At 70.0% G+C, this 16,786-nt stretch carries 18 protein-coding genes; 10 read left to right on the top strand and 8 right to left on the bottom strand.

Features of this window, described 5'->3' with window-relative positions; genetic code table 11:
- Positions 1-13: 13 nt before the first annotated feature.
- Entirely contained in the window at positions 14-301 is a 288-nt protein-coding gene (locus ACZ3I3_RS11765; RefSeq protein ID WP_467364318.1) for a hypothetical protein, read from the bottom strand.
- Complete coding sequence (gene mca / locus ACZ3I3_RS11760) at positions 294-1,175, bottom strand: mycothiol conjugate amidase Mca (RefSeq protein ID WP_467364317.1); 882 nt, start codon at positions 1,173-1,175, stop codon at positions 294-296. Before mca ends, ACZ3I3_RS11765 begins: the two co-directional genes overlap by 8 nt.
- Positions 1,176-1,323: 148 nt before the next feature.
- On the opposite strand from mca, the gene ACZ3I3_RS11755 reads away from it, so the two are divergent.
- The gene (locus tag ACZ3I3_RS11755; RefSeq protein WP_467364316.1) at positions 1,324-1,722 is read left to right on the top strand and encodes a DUF4307 domain-containing protein; all 399 of its coding nucleotides are present in this window, start codon (positions 1,324-1,326) and stop codon (positions 1,720-1,722) included.
- Positions 1,723-1,901: 179 nt separating this feature from the next.
- The gene (gene greA / locus ACZ3I3_RS11750) at positions 1,902-2,399 is read left to right on the top strand and encodes a transcription elongation factor GreA (protein ID WP_086842376.1); all 498 of its coding nucleotides are present in this window, start codon (positions 1,902-1,904) and stop codon (positions 2,397-2,399) included.
- Positions 2,400-2,457: 58 nt separating this feature from the next.
- Here greA and ACZ3I3_RS11745 read toward each other — a convergent pair whose 3' ends face one another.
- The 3 genes from ACZ3I3_RS11745 to ilvA all read right to left on the bottom strand — a co-directional run bounded on the left by ACZ3I3_RS11745 (position 2,458) and on the right by ilvA (position 5,671).
- Positions 2,458-3,315, bottom strand: a complete 858-nt coding sequence (locus tag ACZ3I3_RS11745; RefSeq protein ID WP_356927969.1) for an ABC transporter permease — start codon at positions 3,313-3,315, stop codon at positions 2,458-2,460.
- Positions 3,312-4,289, bottom strand: coding sequence for an ATP-binding cassette domain-containing protein (locus ACZ3I3_RS11740; protein WP_467364315.1), 978 nt, complete (start codon positions 4,287-4,289; stop codon positions 3,312-3,314). The genes ACZ3I3_RS11745 and ACZ3I3_RS11740 overlap by 4 nt, the downstream gene beginning before the upstream one ends.
- Positions 4,290-4,441: 152 nt before the next feature.
- Positions 4,442-5,671, bottom strand: a complete 1,230-nt coding sequence (ilvA, locus tag ACZ3I3_RS11735) for a threonine ammonia-lyase (protein ID WP_467364314.1) — start codon at positions 5,669-5,671, stop codon at positions 4,442-4,444.
- 163 nt (positions 5,672-5,834) lie between these two features.
- On the opposite strand from ilvA, the gene ACZ3I3_RS11730 reads away from it, so the two are divergent.
- From ACZ3I3_RS11730 to ACZ3I3_RS11720, 3 genes are all read left to right on the top strand, one after another.
- Complete coding sequence (locus ACZ3I3_RS11730; protein WP_356928033.1) at positions 5,835-6,341, top strand: MarR family winged helix-turn-helix transcriptional regulator; 507 nt, start codon at positions 5,835-5,837, stop codon at positions 6,339-6,341.
- Between the two features lie 270 nt (positions 6,342-6,611).
- Positions 6,612-7,115, top strand: a complete 504-nt coding sequence (locus ACZ3I3_RS11725) for a SigE family RNA polymerase sigma factor (RefSeq protein WP_467364313.1) — start codon at positions 6,612-6,614, stop codon at positions 7,113-7,115.
- Entirely contained in the window at positions 7,112-7,363 is a 252-nt protein-coding gene (locus tag ACZ3I3_RS11720; RefSeq protein WP_467364312.1) for a hypothetical protein, read from the top strand. The genes ACZ3I3_RS11725 and ACZ3I3_RS11720 overlap by 4 nt, the downstream gene beginning before the upstream one ends.
- 13 nt (positions 7,364-7,376) lie before the next feature.
- Here ACZ3I3_RS11720 and ACZ3I3_RS11715 read toward each other — a convergent pair whose 3' ends face one another.
- Positions 7,377-8,534, bottom strand: a complete 1,158-nt coding sequence (locus tag ACZ3I3_RS11715; RefSeq protein ID WP_467364311.1) for a cystathionine gamma-synthase — start codon at positions 8,532-8,534, stop codon at positions 7,377-7,379.
- 142 nt (positions 8,535-8,676) lie between these two features.
- On the opposite strand from ACZ3I3_RS11715, the gene ACZ3I3_RS11710 reads away from it, so the two are divergent.
- A complete protein-coding gene (locus ACZ3I3_RS11710) occupies positions 8,677-9,798 on the top strand; it encodes a hypothetical protein (protein WP_467364310.1) in 1,122 nt (373 codons plus the stop codon).
- Positions 9,799-9,930: 132 nt separating this feature from the next.
- The gene (gene msrA / locus ACZ3I3_RS11705) at positions 9,931-10,599 is read left to right on the top strand and encodes a peptide-methionine (S)-S-oxide reductase MsrA (protein WP_467364309.1); all 669 of its coding nucleotides are present in this window, start codon (positions 9,931-9,933) and stop codon (positions 10,597-10,599) included.
- A gap of 37 nt (positions 10,600-10,636) precedes the next feature.
- Here msrA and ACZ3I3_RS11700 read toward each other — a convergent pair whose 3' ends face one another.
- Complete coding sequence (locus ACZ3I3_RS11700; RefSeq protein WP_467364308.1) at positions 10,637-12,862, bottom strand: UvrD-helicase domain-containing protein; 2,226 nt, start codon at positions 12,860-12,862, stop codon at positions 10,637-10,639.
- Positions 12,859-13,689 (bottom strand): hypothetical protein, encoded by an 831-nt coding sequence (locus ACZ3I3_RS11695; protein WP_467364307.1) that lies wholly within the window; start codon positions 13,687-13,689, stop codon positions 12,859-12,861. Before ACZ3I3_RS11695 ends, ACZ3I3_RS11700 begins: the two co-directional genes overlap by 4 nt.
- A gap of 109 nt (positions 13,690-13,798) precedes the next feature.
- On the opposite strand from ACZ3I3_RS11695, the gene ACZ3I3_RS11690 reads away from it, so the two are divergent.
- The 3 genes from ACZ3I3_RS11690 to ACZ3I3_RS11680 all read left to right on the top strand — a co-directional run bounded on the left by ACZ3I3_RS11690 (position 13,799) and on the right by ACZ3I3_RS11680 (position 16,770).
- On the top strand, positions 13,799-14,926 hold the full coding sequence (locus ACZ3I3_RS11690) for an AI-2E family transporter (RefSeq protein ID WP_467364545.1): 1,128 nt from the start codon (positions 13,799-13,801) through the stop codon (positions 14,924-14,926).
- A gap of 120 nt (positions 14,927-15,046) precedes the next feature.
- Positions 15,047-15,748, top strand: coding sequence for a DUF4389 domain-containing protein (locus ACZ3I3_RS11685; protein WP_467364306.1), 702 nt, complete (start codon positions 15,047-15,049; stop codon positions 15,746-15,748).
- Positions 15,749-15,843: 95 nt separating this feature from the next.
- A complete protein-coding gene (locus tag ACZ3I3_RS11680; protein ID WP_467364544.1) occupies positions 15,844-16,770 on the top strand; it encodes a DUF5829 family protein in 927 nt (308 codons plus the stop codon).
- Positions 16,771-16,786: the final 16 nt, after the last annotated feature.

The raw sequence follows: 16,786 nt of genomic DNA, 5'->3' as shown, positions 1-16,786 counted from the left end.
CCCGGGAGGGACGTCAGTCCTGCTTCTGCTTGCCCTGGCCGGAGGCCTCCGCGTCCGCGGGTTCCGGCTCCGTCTGCTCGGCCTGCTCCGCCTGCTCGGCCTTGGGGTCCGGGACCTGTGTGAAGTCGACCCTGTTCATGTGCCGGCTCATGGACTTCATCAGGGCCCACACCGCCAGGGCCATCGCCGCGAAGACGATGAAGCCGAGGACGCCGGGGGTGACCTTGTCCTCGTCGACCTCCTTGGCGAAGGTGACGAGGTGCGTCATTGCCAGGCTTGCGCTTGCGCTCATGTCAGGCATTGTCGCGGACGCCCGCGAAGAGGTCGTCCTCGGGGAGGGAGGTATCGACGAGGGACTTCGCCAGCTCGTACTCCTCCGTCGGCCAGACCTCCTGCTGGATGTCCATCGGGACCTTGAACCAGCCGCCGTCGGGGTCGATCTGCGTGGCGTGCGCGATCAGCGCCTTGTCACGGATCTCGTAGAAATCGCCGCAGGGGACGTGCGTGGTGAGCGTGCGCTCCTTCATGCCGAACTCGTCCCAGCGCTTGAGCCAGTCCCCGTAGGGCGACTCCAGACCCCGGTCGAGCATCGCCTGGTGCAGCGCCTCGGTGCGGGGGCGGTTGAAGCCCTGGTTGTAGTAGAGCTTCTGCGGCTGGTACGCGGGGCCGTACTCGGCCTCCGGGTACTTCTCGGTGTCCGCCGCCCCCTCGAACGCCACCATCGAGATCTTGTGGGTCATGATGTGGTCGGGGTGCGGGTAGCCGCCGTTCTCGTCGTAGGTCGTGATCACCTGGGGGCGGAAGGCGCGGATCTTCCGCACCAGCTCACCAGCCGCGTGGTCGACGTCCTGCAGGGCGAAGCAGCCCTCCGGCAGCGGCGGCAGCGGGTCGCCCTCGGGCAGGCCCGAGTCGACGAAGCCGAGCCACTCCTGCTTGACGCCCAGGATCTCCCGGGCCTCGTCCATCTCCTTCTTGCGTACCTCGTGGATGTGCTCCTCGACGTACTTGTCCCCCTGGAGCTTCGGATTGAGGATGGAGCCGCGTTCCCCGCCCGTGCAGGTCACGACCAGCACGTCCACCCCCTCGGACACGTACTTGGCCATGGTCGCCGCGCCCTTGCTCGACTCGTCGTCGGGGTGGGCGTGAACGGCCATCAGTCGCAACTGGTCAGTCAAGACTCATTCCTCAGTAAGTCGGCGCCCTGTGTGCGTCGGCGCAATCAGCGGCTTCTATAGTGACCGAACCGGGGGGCGAATAATTCCGGGCCCCGGTCCCGGGTCGCCTTTACGGGGCGTTCGTCCCGGCCCTGTCTGGAGGACGATCATGAGTACGGCGAGCACGCGACTGCCCGAGGGGCGTTACGGCCGTGCCTCGGACGAGCGCGCCGACCGCACGCTCAAGATCGTCGGCGCTGTCCTCGCGGCGGCGCTGCTGGGGCTCGTCGGCTGGTTCGGCTACCACTACGTCGCCCAGAGCGAGATCAGCGCCGAGGTGATCAGCTTCGAGCCCGGCAAGGAGTCCGTGCAGGTGCACCTGGAGGTCCGCAAGGACGCCGGTGCCGAGGGCTACTGCACCGTGCGCTCGCAGGCCGAGGACGGCGCCGAGGTCGGCCGGGCCGATTTCCGCTTCGACGGGGACGCCACCCGCATCGACAAGGTCGTCACGCTCCGTACGACCTCCCCGGGGACGACGGCCGAGCTGCTGGGCTGCCACACCGGCTGAGACCCCGCCCGGGTCACCTGGAATACGTAGCGCCTGACCTGCGTTGACGTGAAACTGGTGGCTTATGTCCTCCCCCTTCTGCCCCTGAATTGTTAGGCTCGTGGTTTCGCCCATCCGTGAAGGAACATGCTTCTGGGTAGGGCGATGCTTTGTATTCCCAGTACCTACGAGGAGCACCTGTGACCCAGACCAGCGAGAACGTCACCTGGCTGACCCAGGAGGCGTACAACAAGCTCAAGGCTGAGCTTGAGTACCTTACTGGTCCCGCGCGGGCTGAGATCTCCGCGAAGATCGCCGCCGCGCGCGAGGAGGGCGACCTGCGTGAGAACGGCGGGTACCACGCAGCCAAGGAGGAGCAGGGCAAGCAGGAACTCCGTGTGCGCCAGCTCACCCAGCTCCTCGAGAGCGCCAAGGTCGGCGAGGCGCCCGCGGCGGACGGTGCCGTGGCGCCCGGCATGGTCGTCACGATCGCCTTCGACGGTGACGAGGACGACACACTGACGTTCCTGCTCGCCTCGCGCGAGTACGCGAGCGCCGACATCGAGACGTACTCCCCGCAGTCCCCGCTGGGCACCGGCGTGATCGGCCACAAGGTCGGCGAGGACGCGCAGTACGAACTGCCGAACGGCAAGAAGGCCTCGGTGAAGATCCTCAAGGCCGAGCCGTACGAGGGCTGAACCGCCCCTGCCGAAGGCCTGACCCGCCCCCGGCGTCCTCGCGGCGCCGGGGGCGTCGTCATGCCGTCGCGGACCGGTACTTGCGCACCGCCAGTGTCCGGAAGACGACCAGGATCAGGATCGAGTAGATCAGCGAGGCCCACACGGGGTGCTGCATGGGCCAGGCGTCCGACGAGGACTGGCCCGGGTTGGCGAACAGCACGCGGCAGGCCTGGACCGTGGCGCTGAAGGGGTTCCACTCGGCGATGTGGCGCAGCCACGGGGTCATGTGGCTGGTGTCCACGAACGCGTTCGAGATGAAGGTGACCGGGAAGAGCCAGATCAGCCCGCTGGACGTGGCCGCCTCCGGGGTCCGCACGGACATGCCGATCAGGGCGCCGATCCAGGTGAACGCGTAGCCGAGCAGGAGCAGCAGGCCGAAGGCGCCGAGCACCTTGCCGGCGTTGGTGTCGCCGTCCGACCCGACGCGCCAGCCGACCAGGAGGGCGACGACCGCGAGGACGACCAGGGTGAGGGCCGTCTGCGCGGAGTCGGCGAGGGTGCGCCCGGTGAGCACCGCGCCGCGCGCCATGGGCAGGGAGCGGAAGCGGTCGATGAGGCCCTTGTGCATGTCGTCCGCGATACCGGCGCCGGAACTGGCGGTGGCGAACGTGACGGTCTGCGCGAAGATGCCCGCCATCAGGAAGTTCTTGTAGTCGACGGCGCTGGTGCTGCTGCCGATCTGCATGGAACCGCCGAAGACGTAGGTGAACAGCACCACGAACATGATCGGCTGGATCAGTCCGTAGATGATCATTTCCGGGATCCGGGACATGCGGATCAGGTTGCGTTGCGCGACGACCAGCGAGTCACGGATCGACTGGCTGACCGGGTTCGCGGCCGGCGCGACCCGCACGGTGTCGGTGACGGCGCTCACTTCACGGCCTCCTCGTCGTCGTCCTCGTTCTTCGCCTCGGCGACGTGTCCCGTCAGCGACAGGAAGACGTCGTCGAGGGTCGGCCGGCGCAGGCCGATGTCGTCGATCTCGATGCCCCGGGTGTCCAGCTCCCGGATGACCTCGGCGAGGAGCTTGGCGCCGCCGGTGACGGGCGCGGTGAGCTTGCGCATGTGCTCCTCGATCGTGGTGTCGCCCTTGCCGAAGCCGGTGAGCACCTCGGCGGCGGCCTGGATGTGCTCGCGCTCGTGCACGACGACCTCGACGCGCTCGCCGCCGGTGCGGGCCTTGAGCTGGTCGGAGGTGCCCTGGGCGATGACCTTGCCGTGGTCGACCACCGCGATGTCGTGTGCCAGGTGGTCGGCCTCTTCCAGGTACTGCGTGGTCAGCAGCAGCGTCGTGCCGCCGGAGACCAGTTGCTTGATGACCTCCCACAGCTGCTGGCGGTTGCGGGGGTCGAGGCCGGTCGTCGGCTCGTCCATGAACATCACGGGCGGCGAGACGACGAGGGCCGCCGCGAGGTCGAGCCGGCGGCGCATGCCTCCGGAGTAGGTCTTGGTGGGGCGGTCGGCCGCGTCCGCGAGGTGGAACTGCTCCAGCAGTTCGGCCGCGCGCTCCTTCGCCGCCTTCGCCTTCATCTGGTAGAGCCGGCCGACCATGTACAGGTTCTCGCGGCCGGTCAGGTACTCGTCGACGGCCGCGAACTGGCCGGACAGGCCGATGGAGCGGCGGACGGCGTCGGGCTGTTTGAGCACGTCGATGCCCGCGACGACCGCCCGGCCGCTGTCGGGGCGCAGCAGGGTGGTCAGGCAGCGGACGGTGGTCGTCTTGCCCGCGCCGTTCGGCCCGAGCAGGCCGAGGACCGTGCCCTCGGGCACGTCGAGGTCGACTCCGTCCAAGGCCCTTACGTCACCGAAGGTCTTGACCAGCCCTTCGGCATGGATGGCGGCTGGCATATGAATCTCCGCGTCTTCGGGGAGTGCCGGACAGGGGATCACGCTTCACGACACACCATAACGCGATGTATCGCGTCTCACAATGAGGCTTTCCGCGTTGTACTCCTGCGACGAAAGGATCTTGAGCCCGGCGCGTCGGGCTCGGCAGGCGGTCAGCTCATGACCGTGTAGCCCGCCTCGCGCAGCGCCTGGCCCACCTCGGCGCAGTGCGCCGGGCCCTTCGTCTCCAGGTGCAGCTCGACCTCCGCCTCCGTGAGCCCGAGCCGTGGGTCGGTCCGTACATGGCTCACATCGAGGACGTTAGCGTCGACCACTGACAACACGCCCAGAAGTGTGGCCAAAGCTCCGGGCCGGTCCGTCAGCCGCAGCCGGACGGCCAGGTAGCGGCCCTGCGCGGTCATGCCGTGCCGCAGCACCCGCTGCATCAGCACCGGATCGACGTTGCCGCCGGACAGCACGGCGACGACCGGCCCCTCGAAGGAGTCGGGCCGGCTCAGCAGCGCCGCGACCGGGCTCGCCCCGGCCGGCTCCACGACCAGCTTGGCGCGCTCCAGGCACAGCAGCAGCGCGGCGGACAGCTCGTCCTCGCTGACCGTCCGCACCTCGTCGACCAGATCGCCGACGATCCCGAACGGCACGTCGCCGGGCCGCCCGACCTTGATGCCGTCGGCCATCGTCGCCGGATTCTCCACCGTGACGGGCCGGCCCGCCGCCAGCGACGGCGGATAGGCCGCCGCGCCCTCCGCCTGGACGCCCACGATCCGCAGGTCCGGCCGCAGCGCCTTCACCGACACCGCGATCCCGGCGGCCAGCCCGCCCCCGCCGATGCCGACCACGATCGTGCGCGCCTCGGGGCACTGCTCCAGGATCTCCAGGCCGACCGTGCCCTGGCCCGCGATGATGTCGGGGTGGTCGAAGGGGTGGATGAACACCGCGCCCGTCTCGGCCGCGTACTCCTGCGCGGCGGTCAGCGTCTCGTCGACCACCTGGCCGTGCAGCCGCACCTCCGCCCCGTAGTCCCGGGTGGCGCTGACCTTGGGCAGCGGGGCGCCCTTCGGCATGAACACCGTGGAGCGCACGCCGAGCAGCGCGGACGCCAGGGCCACGCCCTGCGCGTGGTTGCCGGCGCTCGCGGCGACGACACCGGCGGCGCGCTCCTCGGGCAGCAGACCGGCGATCCGGACGTAGGCGCCGCGCAGCTTGAACGACCCGGTCCGCTGGAGGTTCTCGCACTTGAGGTGCACCGGCGCGCCGACCATCTGGGACAGGTGCCTGCTGCCCTCCATCGCGGTCACCCGCGCCACGCCCGAGAGCATCTTCTGGGCGCCGCGCACGTCGTCGAGGGTGACGGGCCGCAAGGAGTCCGCCGTGCTGTAGCTCATGACTCCAGCATCGCAGTTCACGAACGGGAACGGCCGTTGTGACCAACGTCCGAGACCCGCTTTGCGCAGCGCCGGTACGGCCCGCCTCCCGGCCGCGTACCCTGTCCCCCAATCAGCCAGCCCTTCACGAAGTGAGCCCCCGGCCATGCCCACAACACCTGAAATGTCGATGGACATGACGACCGTCGGTGACACCGGTCTTCTCGACACCCTCCAGCACGAGGTGGCGGTGTTCGCGCGCCGTGCCGAACAGACCCGGCTCGGCGGGGTCGGGCAGGTGCGCAACTCCATGGACCGCGCCGCGTACCTGCTGCTCAACCGTCTCGACAAGGAAGGCCCCATGGGCGTCAAGGCCCTCGCCGCGAGCATGGGGATCGACTCGTCGACGGTCACCCGGCAGGTGGCTCCGCTCGTCGACACCGGCCTCGTCAAGCGCACCTCGCACCCCGAGGACGGGCGTGCGGTGGTACTCCAGCTGTCCCCGCGCGGGCAGGCGCGGCTGGAGGAAGTCCGCTCGTCCCGGCGGCAGTTGATGGCCGAGCTGACCGAGGACTGGCAGCCGGAGGAGCGCGAGGCGTTCTGCTCGCTGCTCACGCGCTTCAACAGCGCGCTGTCCGCCCGGATGGCGGTCCAGGGAGTGCCGGAGCCGGAGGCGCAGTCGCCGTCCTGACCCCCACGCGCGCGTGGCCGGTGCAGCGGGCGGGACGCCGACGCCGTCCGCCGGCGGGCCGCGACACACCTGTGGCAGGCGGCCGGTCGGGCCCGGGTGGGGTTCCGGCCCGCTTCTGTCGCCGCCGTCCGCCGTCCCACTCGGTGCGCGGCTCTTGACCTCGGGGCCACCCCTGGCCTGATATGAGACCGGGTCCCCGTCGTACGCGGCCGTCGCGCGTGTACCCGGCCGGGCCCGCATCCTCAAGGTCGCCGTCGGGCGGGAGGCGCGATGCGAGAGCGGCACGCGTCCCGGGCAACCCGCCGGGCCCGGGAGTTCGAGGCGTTCGTCGCGGGCGCGGCCGGGCGGCTGCTGCACGCCGCGACCCTGCTGACCGCGGAGGGCCCGGACGACAACCCCCGCGCGCGGCGCCTGCTGACCCTGTCGCTGGCGCACACGTACGCGTGCTGGGACCGGCTGCGCGGCGAGGATCCGTACGACCGCACCCGGCAGTATCTGGCGACCCGCTTCGCGCGCGGCGCGTGGCACCACTACGGCGGTCCCGGCCGCTCCCGGCCGCACCCGGCGAGCCCCCTGGCCCCGCTCGGCCCGCAGGAGCGGCTCATCGTGGTGCTCATGCTCTACGAGGGCGTCGCCGAGGAGCAGACGGCGGCCCTGCTCGGCCTGTCTCCGGAGCGCGTACGGGCCGTCTGCCACCGGGCGACGACGACCCTGCTGCACCGCGCGCGGGGCCCGGCCCCGGCAGTGACGGCCGCGAAGGCGGTGCCGTCATGAGCGGGAACGACCGCGACGCGGCCGTACGGCGGCTGCTGGAGCAGGCGCCGTCGCGGCCCGTGCCGCCCGAGATTCACGCGGAGGCGGTGCGCCGGGGCAACCGGATGCTGCGGCGCAGGACGGTCGCCCGGCGCCTGCTGTGGCTGCTGATGTTCGCGGCGGCCGTGGCGTTCACGGTGTGGGCGCTGACAGCCCGCCCGTGGGTGGAGCCGCCGTCGGACACGACCCCACCCCTCACCGGCTGGTGACCCCGCCCGGTTCTTACTGGCCGAGCGCCTGCTGGAGGTCTTCCAGCAGATCGTCGGCGTTCTCGATGCCGACGGACAGCCGCACCAGGTCGCCGGGCACCTCCAGGAGCGAGCCGGCCACGGAGGCGTGCGTCATCCGGCCGGGGTGCTCGATCAGCGACTCGACGCCGCCCAGGGACTCGCCCAGCGTGAACACCTTGGCGCGGTTGCAGACCTCGACGGCCGCCTCCTCGCCACCCGCCACGCGGAAGGAGACCATGCCGCCGAACGACTTCATCTGCTTGGCGGCGACCTCGTGACCGGGGTGCTCCGGCAGGCCCGGGTACAGGACGCTCGACACGCGCGCGTGCCGGGTGAGCATGTCGGCGATCTTCGCCGCGTTCTCGCTGTGCCGGTCCATGCGCACGGAGAGGGTCTTGGTGCCGCGCAGCACCAGCCAGGAGTCGAAGGGCCCGGCGACCGCGCCCATCGCGTTCTGGTGGAAGGCCAGCTCCTCGCCCAGCTCCGGGTCGTCCGTGACCAGGGCGCCGCCGACGACGTCCGAGTGGCCGCCCATGTACTTGGTCAGCGAGTGCACGACGACGTCCGCGCCGAGCGCGAGCGGCTGCTGGAGGTAGGGCGTGGCGAAGGTGTTGTCGACGACGAGGCGGGCGCCGGCGTCCCGGGCGACCTGAGCGACGGCGGCGATGTCCGTGATGCCGAGGAGCGGGTTGGAGGGGGTCTCCACCCACACGGCCTTGGTCTTCGGGGTGATCGCGGCCCGTACGGCGGCCGGGTCGCTGGTGTCGGCGACCGACCACTCCACTCCCCAGCGGGCGACGACCTGGGCGATGAGGCGGAACGTGCCGCCGTAGGCGTCGTTGGGAATGACCATGTGGTCACCGGGCCTGAGCAGCGTACGCAGCAGGCAGTCCTCGGCCGCCAGCCCGGACGCGAACGCGAGACCCCGGCGGCCGCCCTCCAGGGCGGCGAGGTTCTCCTCCAGCGCGGTCCTGGTCGGATTGGCGCTGCGGCTGTACTCGTAGCCGCCGCGCAGGCCCCCGACGCCGTCCTGCTTGTACGTCGACACCTGGTAGATCGGCGGGACGACCGCGCCCGTCAGGGGGTCGGCGGTGTTGCCCGCGTGGATCGCGAGCGTCTCGAAGTGCTGACTGATATGCCTGTCGCTCATGAGCACCGAGGGTAGTGCGCCGACGCACTGAGTGCCCGGGAGCGGGGATTTCCACAGGGCAGCGGGACGGGCTGGGCCCGGTTTTCCACAGGTTCGCGGACCAGGTTGGCCAATTGTCGGCGCGGTCTGGTTCGCTTGTTGCATGGAGATTCTCTGGGTCCTGATCGCGCTGGTCATGCTGGGTTTCGTGCTGCTCCCCTTCCTGCGGCGCAGGCGCGGGGCCGCGATCGGTCTGGTCTCGCCCGACCACCCGGACGCCGCGGACCCGGCGAACTACGGCTTCGTCCGCGAGGAGGAGCTGGACATCCGCATGCCCGGCCCCGACCAGGACCTGCTGGACGTGCTGGACGTGGTGCAGCGCACGCAGGACTACCGCGCGGCCCAGCAGCTCCTCGCCGGTACGGAGACGGAGGGCGAGCGCCGCTGGCAGCGCGTGCAGGCCTTCGCGGGCGCGGCCTCGCTGGAACTGCAACAGCGTCCCGGCGGGGTGAGCGAGGCGCCGGGCGGGCAGTGGCTGCGGGTGTGGCGGACCGAGGCCCCCAAGGACGCGGGCGGGGCCGCGGTGCACGCCGAGTTCCTGGTGCAGCAGGCGTGGCGGACGGCGACGCCCGGGACGGACGAGTTCCGGATCATCATGGAGGAGGCGAAGGCGGCGTGCGGTGAGGCGGCGCTGCTGGCTCCCGGCGACCCGATCCCGTACATCGTGGAGCTGTCGGTGGCCCGCGGGCTGGGCTACTCCCAGAAGGACTTCGAGCAGCTCTGGCTGAAGATCCTGGACCGCGCCCCGGCCCACATGGGAGCGCACCTGGCCGCGCTGCACTTCTGGTGCGAGAAGTGGCACGGCTCGCGTGCGCTGGCGTACGAGTTCGCGGAGGCCGCGGCGGCCCGCGCGCCCAAGGGCTCCCTCCTGGCGGCGATGCCCCTCTTCGCCGTGTTCGAGCACCTCCCCGAGGTGACCCTGGTCAGCAGCTTCTGGCAGACCGAGGTCGTCACGAAGGCGGTCCACGGCGCGCTGCACGCGGTGCACTCGGCCCGCGCCGACGACCCGATGCTGGCGCACGTACGGCACATGCTGGTCTTCTTCCTGGTCCGCAGCGAGCGCTGGTCGGAGGCCATGAGCCAGCTGGTGCACATCGACGGCCATGTCGGCGCCCTGCCCTGGACGCTGTCCGCCGACCCGGCGGCGGAGTTCGCGGTGTACCGGGCTCTGGCGGTGGCGGGCTACGAGGCGAACGGCGGCAGCCCGGCGAGCCTCCCGCACTGAACCGCGAGCGGGGCGAAGGCCCGGGGCGTGGGCCCGGCCCCCTGGGCAGGGTCTCCGGCCGGAATTCCACCCGCCCCTCGCGCGTTGAACAGGGCGTCGCCCCGCGTGGGTGTCGTGCCGATTGGAGACCGCATGTTCCTGCACAGCCGTACGCCCCAGCTGCCGACCCCCGAGCAGGCGCTGCCCGGCCGCCCGGAGCCGGCGTTCTCGGTCCCCGACCGCCACACCGTTCTCGGCAACCCGCTGCTCGGTCCCTACCCCGAGGGCCTTGAGACCGCCGATTTCGGCCTGGGCTGCTTCTGGGGCGCCGAGCGCAAGTTCTGGCAGCTCCCGGCAGGGGTGTGGACGACCCTGGCCGGCTACCAGGGCGGTCACACGGAGAACCCCACGTACGAGGAGGTCTGCTCGGGCCTGACCGGCCACACGGAGGTCGTCCGCGTGGTCTACGACCCCGAGGTGATCTCGTACGAGCGCCTCCTGAAGACGTTCTGGGAGTCCCACGACCCGACGCAGGGCTTCCGCCAGGGCAACGACGTGGGCACGCAGTACCGCTCGGCGATCTACACCCACACCCCGGAGCAGGCGGCCACCGCCAAGGCCTCCCGCGACGCCTACCAGAGGGTCCTCACCGCGTCCGGGCACGGCGAGATCACCACGGAGATCGTCCCGGCGGAGGGCCGTCCGTTCTACCCGGCGGAGGGCTACCACCAGCAGTACCTGGACAAGAACCCGGCGGGCTACTGCGGCATCGGCGGTACGGGCGTGTCCTGCCCGATCGGCGTGGCCAAGGCCGAGGGGTGACGACCGGCGTCACCCCTGGACGAGACTCCGCAGGCGCCTAGACGAGACTCCCCCGGTCCGACCGCATCAGCCCGTTGGTGACTGCTCGGAGGAGGACCTCGGGCGCCCCGCCGTCGTCCTCGTTCACAAAGACGCGTACCTCTTCCTGCGCCCGGCTGAGCGCGAGGTAGAGGAACGACAGGTACCGGATGCGTTCGTTCGCGTTCTGGGCGGACGCGTTCAGATCCGGGACTCCGGCCACGAGCACCGAGTCGAACTGCAGTCCCGCGAGGTACTCCGCAGTCCCGACGACGAGCCCACGGCGCCGATAGCCGAGTCCCTCGATGTCGGACCGCCCGGAAACGGTGGACACGTGGAACTTGCCGGAGTGCCCGATCCGGGAAGCGAGCGCGCTGAACCTCGTCCACTGCCGGGAGTCGACCACCGCGAGCGCCAGCCGGCCCGACGGGTAGAGGGCCTGTACCGCACGGACGATGTCATCGTCCTCGCCGCTCCGCGAAGCCGCGGAGACCAGGCGCGGCAGGGAGCCGTCCGCCTGCGCCGACTCCACCCTGGTGAAGTCGATGTCCCATTCCTCGCCGAGATCGAGCGTGGGGAATTCGTGATGGACGTGCTTGATGAGTTCGAGGATCTGCGGGGTGAAGCGGTGGACGGTCGTCAGCTCGAAGTTCGCGACGTCACCGAGGTTGTCGTCCGTCGGCACCCCGCTCGACGACTTCGTCTCGTCGGCGGCCAGTCCGATGAAGGCCTCGGAAGGTGACTGCCGGGGGTCCACGGCCATGAAGACGCGTGGGTAGACCGAGGTGTCCCGGGTCAGATAGTGGAGCACTTGCCGCTCCAGCGGACTGAACAGATGGAACTCGTCCACGAACACCAGGTCGTAGCCCTGCACCCGACGGGCACGATTCCAGGTGTTGGTCGACAGATGGATCAGGAAGTCCGCCAGCACCTGGTCGGACGTGGTGCGTGAGCGCTTGTCGAGGCTCGCCCAGTAGCGCGTGTACAACTCGAAGATGACGCGCTGGTCTTCCCGGGTGTTGAGGGGAAGCATCCAGGAAGCGCGCGGGAGTTGGAAATAGCGCAGGTCGGACCCGGCCCCGGGAAAGATGGCCGCGGCGCCGATGACGGATCCGAACTCGATGAGCAGATCCCAGGCGAGAGCGCGCCGTTCGCCCTCCTGCGGCGAGTCGAATCTCTCGCGCAGCCCTTCGCTGACGCTCGCCTTGTAGGTGATCCAGTCCCCGGTGATGAACTCGGCCAGCACGTCCTGGATCTCGTCCAGCTGAGCCTGTTTTCCGCTGAGGCTGTCCTCGCCGATCAGACTGAAACCGGAGGAGACGTCCTGGACGTACTGAGGGGAAATCATCCTCGCTATTTCGAGCAGGGGGAAGACATCGATCTCCTGCAGCAGTCCGAGGCCCATCGAGTCGATGGAGTCCGAGATCTGAGCCGCCAATGCCCAGCTGTGCGTCACGACGAGGACCCGTACATCCGCACCGGTTTCGCGGGAGTTGAGGACCTCGCGGATCGCCTTCAGCGTCAGGGCGACCGTCTTGCCCGATCCCGCCGGGCCGCGCAGCCGTATCGACTTGTCGGTGTTCGCGTCGATGAACGCACGCTGCTCCTGGCTGACGGCCTCCTTCCACTGCTCGAAGGTCCAGCCCTTGGTCGTCGACTGTTCGAGAGCCGGAAGGCTGATCTCCACGTCAGCGGGTTGAGAGCGCGCCTGTGAGAAGTGCTCCCGTGCGGCTGCGACGGCCGTTGTCCAGGCGCCGTCCAGCGCGGGCGGGGTCGGCCGCTTGGAGCCGAAGTCCTCCAGCGACGACTTCTTGTCCGACGTGGTGGTTCCCCAGAAGATGATGTCCGCGCGCTCGCCGGGGGTCACCTCCGTGATCCAGCGGCTCGCCTGGGCGTCGAACCTCGGCGCCGACCGGAAGGCGATGAAGTTGTTGTACTTGTACTGGTGCCACTGGCGCGGTAAAGAGAGCGGCCCGGTGCTCCGCGCCCGCTCGGCGAAACTCGCCATGCGGCTCAGAACGTCTCTCCTCATGCCGACGAGATGCTCCGGGACGAAACGCTCCTTGACGTTCTTGTCGCGCATCACGACGATGCGCTGGACTCCTTCGTCGTCGTCCGCGGCGATCAGCAAGTCCAGTTCGTCCGTGCTGTATTCGAAGAGCACCGCTGACGACGCGACGGCGTCGGGCGACAGCCCGGTGGCAAGCTCACTCAGCGCGCGAACGGTGGTGACCAGCGGCTTCATCCGAGACTGTCCCCCTGAATCGCTGCATGCAGATCACGAAGCTCTTCGTACTGCTGCGGAAGACCGATCGACATGAACACCATCGCGAATCTCTGCACGAGGGCGTGTGTGAACCGGTCCCGCATCCGCGAGATCCGGCGGTACGCGACCTCCGTGTGCGACGGCCCGCGCGCGATATCGGGCTCCCAGACCTGCTCGATCTGACGGAGATAAGCGAAGTAGCCGGATTCCTGTCCGGGTCCGATCGCCGACAGGAAGAGTGCGTCGCCCGGTGGCTGTGCGTACACCCCTCGTAAGTGGTTCACGACCTTCTTCACCGCGCTGTCGTGCTTCGGCGGGCCGGCACCGACGAGCTGCGCCTTCACCAGCAGGTCGACACTCTCCTTGAGACTGTGCGGCAGCGCGTCCATGATGCCGATGGCTTCGAGGGCGGCCCTTGCCTTCTGCGCGTCCGCCTGACCCAGTTCGAGCATTCTGACGATGTCCGCGGGCGCCTGTTCACTCGCCCACTCCCTCAGTCGCCGGTCGCCGATGGCGGGCACCGTGGTCTTCGAGAAGATCTGGCGCAGTTCCTTCAGTTGCTGTTTGACGAGCTGCTCGCGGATCTTGGGGATCTGCATCTCCAGGAGGTACTCGTCCGCGGCGAGCAGGGGGACACAGGTGACACGCCCCTGGTGCTTGGCGTAGGCGAAGTCGCAGTCGGCCGTCATGACGAGGAGGTGGCGCCGCCACATCGTCGCTCCCCCGTCCGCGGCCTCCAGGACGTCTCCCTGCCGCAACGGATCGGCGGCCTTGACCTCTCGGTACTCAGCGAACGGCTCAGCCATCGTTGCGTCCCTTCACCCCGTATGGTTCGCACCGCGCCGCTACCGTATCGGAGTGATCGGCCGTGGCAAGAGGGCTTCGTGGCAATAAAGTGCCTCCGTGACTGCGCCTTTGAGTTCCACGAAAACCCGTGACGCGCTCCGGATATCCGCCCGCGTCTCCGCAGAGTTGCTGCTGGTGCTTGTGATGCTTGCAGTGGGTCTGTGGCTGCTGGGGCGGATGTGGTCGGTGGTCTGGCCGCTCGTCGTCGGGTTGCTGCTGACCACGCTGACCTGGCCCGCGGCCCGCTTCCTGCGTCGGCGCGGGTGGCCGCCCGCGCTCGCCGCGTCGGTGGTGACCGTGCTGTTCCTGCTGGTCGCCGCGGGTGTCGTGGCGCTGATCGCCGTGCCCGTGGCATCTCAGTCCGGTCAGCTGACCGACGGCGTGGTCGAGGGCATCCAGAAGATGCGCGAGTGGGCCGCCGGGCCGCCGTTGAACATCGGGGACGCCCAGATCAACAAGGCCTTCGACACCGCCGTCGCCCGCGCCCAGGAGGGTGTCGGCAGCATGGTCGGCGCTGTCGTCACGGGCGTGAGCACCGTGGTGAACGGCTTGGTCACCGCCGTCCTCGCCCTCTTCCTGATGTTCTTCTTCCTCAAGGACGGCCCGCGGTTCCTGCCGTGGCTCTCCCGTCAGCTGCCCGGCCGGCTCGCCGCCGACGTCCCGACGGTGTTCGAGCGCGGCTGGAACACGCTGGGCGCCTTCGTACGGTCCCAGGCGGCCGTCGGCCTGCTCGACGCCGTCCTGATCGGGCTGGGCCTGTGGATCCTGGGCGTGCCGCTGGTGCTCCCGCTGGCGGTGCTGACCTTCGTGTCCGCGTTCGTGCCGATCATCGGCGCCCTGTTCGCCGGTTTCGTCGCGGTCCTGATCGCGCTCGTCTCCAACGGCCTGACGGACGCGCTGATCGTGCTGATCATCATCGTCGTGGTGCAGCAGCTGGAGGGCAACGTCTTCCAGCCCATGATCCAGAGCCGGGGGCTGGGCCTGCACGCCGCCGTCGTGCTGCTGGCGGTGACACTGGGTGGCAGCCTGGCCGGCATCGTGGGCAGCCTGCTCGCCGTCCCCGTCGCCGCGCTGATCGCGGTGGTCTGGAACTACGTGCGCGAGCAGCTCGGCGAACCGCCGCAGGAACCGGGGGACAGCGCCGCTGAACCGGACGGCACCGACGAGCCGGACAGCGCCGCCCCCGTCCCGTCGTAACGGTCCCGGCCGCACGAACCGGTCCGAACACAGGAAAGAACCCGAACGCACGAACGGCCCCGCCCGGGTCGCGGGGCTCCCCTTCGCTTGCGAGCCTGCAGGCGAAGGGAGTGCCGCCCCATGGTTCCTGTCACCACGTCGCCCGTGCGCCTGGAGGCGTCCGTCGACGACCGGTTGTCCCGATGGCTGTGGCTGGTGAAGTGGCTGCTCGCCGTCCCGCACTACATCGTGCTGTTCTTCCTGTGGATCGCGTTCGCCCTCGTGAGCGTCGTCGCGTTCTTCGCCATCCTGTTCACCGCCCGGTATCCCCGGCCCCTCTTCGACTTCAACGTCGGCGTGCTGCGGTGGAACTGGCGGGTCAGCTACTACGCCCACACCGCGCTCGGCACCGACCGGTACCCGCCGTTCACCCTGGCCGACGTGCCCGGCTATCCGGCCCGCTTCGACGTGGCCTACCCCGAGCGGCTCTCGCGCGGCCTGGTGCTGGTCAAGTGGTGGCTGCTGGCGATCCCGCAGTACATCGTCGTCGCGATGTTCGTGGGCGGCGGCTGGGGCTGGGGCTGGGACGACGGGGACGGCTGGCGGGGCACGGGGCTGATGCCCTTCCTCTCGCTGGTCGCGGTGGTCGTCCTGCTGTTCACCGCCCGCTATCCGCGGCACCTCTTCGACTTCCTGCTCGGCCTCGCCCGCTGGTGTGCCCGGGTGACCGCGTACGCCGCCCTGATGACCGACCAGTACCCGCCGTTCCGCCTCGACATGGGCGGGCAGGAGCCCCCTGACCGAGGGCCACTGACCCACGACCCACTGCGCAAGGACCACTGAGCAGGGCCACTGACCCGACAAACGCCGCAATGCTCAGCGGAAGCGATTCCTCCCGCTCTACGCTCCTGCGCATGACGGTCGGACGAGCCTTACAGATGATCATGGTCGTCGCCCTGGCCCTCGCGGGGGCGCTCCAGGGCGGGGTGAGCTCCGCGCATGCCGAGGACGGCGGACGGCAGCTCCTGTTCTACAACCACGCCTACGGTGTCCTCGACCGGGAGACCGCCGACGCCATCGAGCACTCCGACTACCTCCGGGACTTCGCGAACTTCCAGGTCCGCACCACGACCGGGGCCGGCGGGCAGACCTGGACCGGCCGCTACCTGCTGGGCCGCGAGACCTACCTGGAGCTGTTCGGGATCGGCGACGTCCCCGGCAAGGACGGCACCCTCGGCGCCACCGGCATGGGCGTGTCGGCCGAGCGGGAGGGCGACCTGGCGACGGTGACCGCGCGGCTGCGCGAGCTGGGGATCAGCGACCCCGTCGAGTTCCGGCAGACCCGCGACTTCGGCGACGGCGTCCCCGTGCCCTGGTTCGACGCCGTCTTCACCACCGCGGAGTACGACCTCTTCGGCGCCTGGGGCATGGAGTACCGGCCGGAGTACTTCGCCGACCCGCGCAGCAACACCGAGCCCGCCGCGCGCCCCGGTGACGTGGGCCGGGAGCGCTACCTGTCCGACGGCTACCGCGACCACCTGATGCGGGACGTGACCGGCGTCCGGCTCGCGGTGACCGCCCGGGACCTCGCCAACACGCTGCCGCTGCTGAAGGCCGGCGGGTTCGCCGTCCGGTCCCTGCCCGGCGGGGGCGCCGTCGCGAAGGGCGGCGGCACCACACTGCGGTTCGACGCCGTGCCGCTCGACCAGGTGGGTCTGCGGCAGGTCGAGATGTCGCTGAACACGCCGGTGTCGTACCGGCACGAGGAGCGGATCGGTCACTCGGCCCTCGTCGTCGGCCCGGGGCCCCGCGCCGTGTGGACCTTCGGCGAGCAGGACCAGCGGGACCAGTCGGCGGCCCGCTGACACCGGGGGACGCGAC

Source organism: Streptomyces sp. NPDC016851, assembly GCF_055562795.1.
The sequence above is the reverse complement of the archived record's forward strand: the minus strand, read 5'-3'. Positions and strand labels throughout refer to the sequence as shown.

Excerpts from the sequence above, each read along its gene's own strand:
- ACZ3I3_RS11765 (WP_467364318.1), bottom strand. The coding sequence starts at position 301 with ATGCCTGACATGAGCGCAAGCGCAAGCCTGGCAATGACGCACCTCGTC.
- ACZ3I3_RS11755 (WP_467364316.1), top strand. The coding sequence starts at position 1,324 with ATGAGTACGGCGAGCACGCGACTGCCCGAGGGGCGTTACGGCCGTGCC.
- ACZ3I3_RS11740 (WP_467364315.1), bottom strand. The coding sequence starts at position 4,289 with ATGCCAGCCGCCATCCATGCCGAAGGGCTGGTCAAGACCTTCGGTGAC.
- ilvA (WP_467364314.1), bottom strand. The coding sequence starts at position 5,671 with ATGAGCTACAGCACGGCGGACTCCTTGCGGCCCGTCACCCTCGACGAC.
- ACZ3I3_RS11730 (WP_356928033.1), top strand. The coding sequence starts at position 5,835 with ATGTCGATGGACATGACGACCGTCGGTGACACCGGTCTTCTCGACACC.
- ACZ3I3_RS11725 (WP_467364313.1), top strand. The coding sequence starts at position 6,612 with ATGCGAGAGCGGCACGCGTCCCGGGCAACCCGCCGGGCCCGGGAGTTC.
- ACZ3I3_RS11720 (WP_467364312.1), top strand. The coding sequence starts at position 7,112 with ATGAGCGGGAACGACCGCGACGCGGCCGTACGGCGGCTGCTGGAGCAG.
- ACZ3I3_RS11715 (WP_467364311.1), bottom strand. The coding sequence starts at position 8,534 with ATGAGCGACAGGCATATCAGTCAGCACTTCGAGACGCTCGCGATCCAC.
- ACZ3I3_RS11710 (WP_467364310.1), top strand. The coding sequence starts at position 8,677 with ATGGAGATTCTCTGGGTCCTGATCGCGCTGGTCATGCTGGGTTTCGTG.
- msrA (WP_467364309.1), top strand. The coding sequence starts at position 9,931 with ATGTTCCTGCACAGCCGTACGCCCCAGCTGCCGACCCCCGAGCAGGCG.
- ACZ3I3_RS11700 (WP_467364308.1), bottom strand. The coding sequence starts at position 12,862 with ATGAAGCCGCTGGTCACCACCGTTCGCGCGCTGAGTGAGCTTGCCACC.
- ACZ3I3_RS11695 (WP_467364307.1), bottom strand. The coding sequence starts at position 13,689 with ATGGCTGAGCCGTTCGCTGAGTACCGAGAGGTCAAGGCCGCCGATCCG.
- ACZ3I3_RS11685 (WP_467364306.1), top strand. The coding sequence starts at position 15,047 with ATGGTTCCTGTCACCACGTCGCCCGTGCGCCTGGAGGCGTCCGTCGAC.
- ACZ3I3_RS11680 (WP_467364544.1), top strand. The coding sequence starts at position 15,844 with ATGATCATGGTCGTCGCCCTGGCCCTCGCGGGGGCGCTCCAGGGCGGG.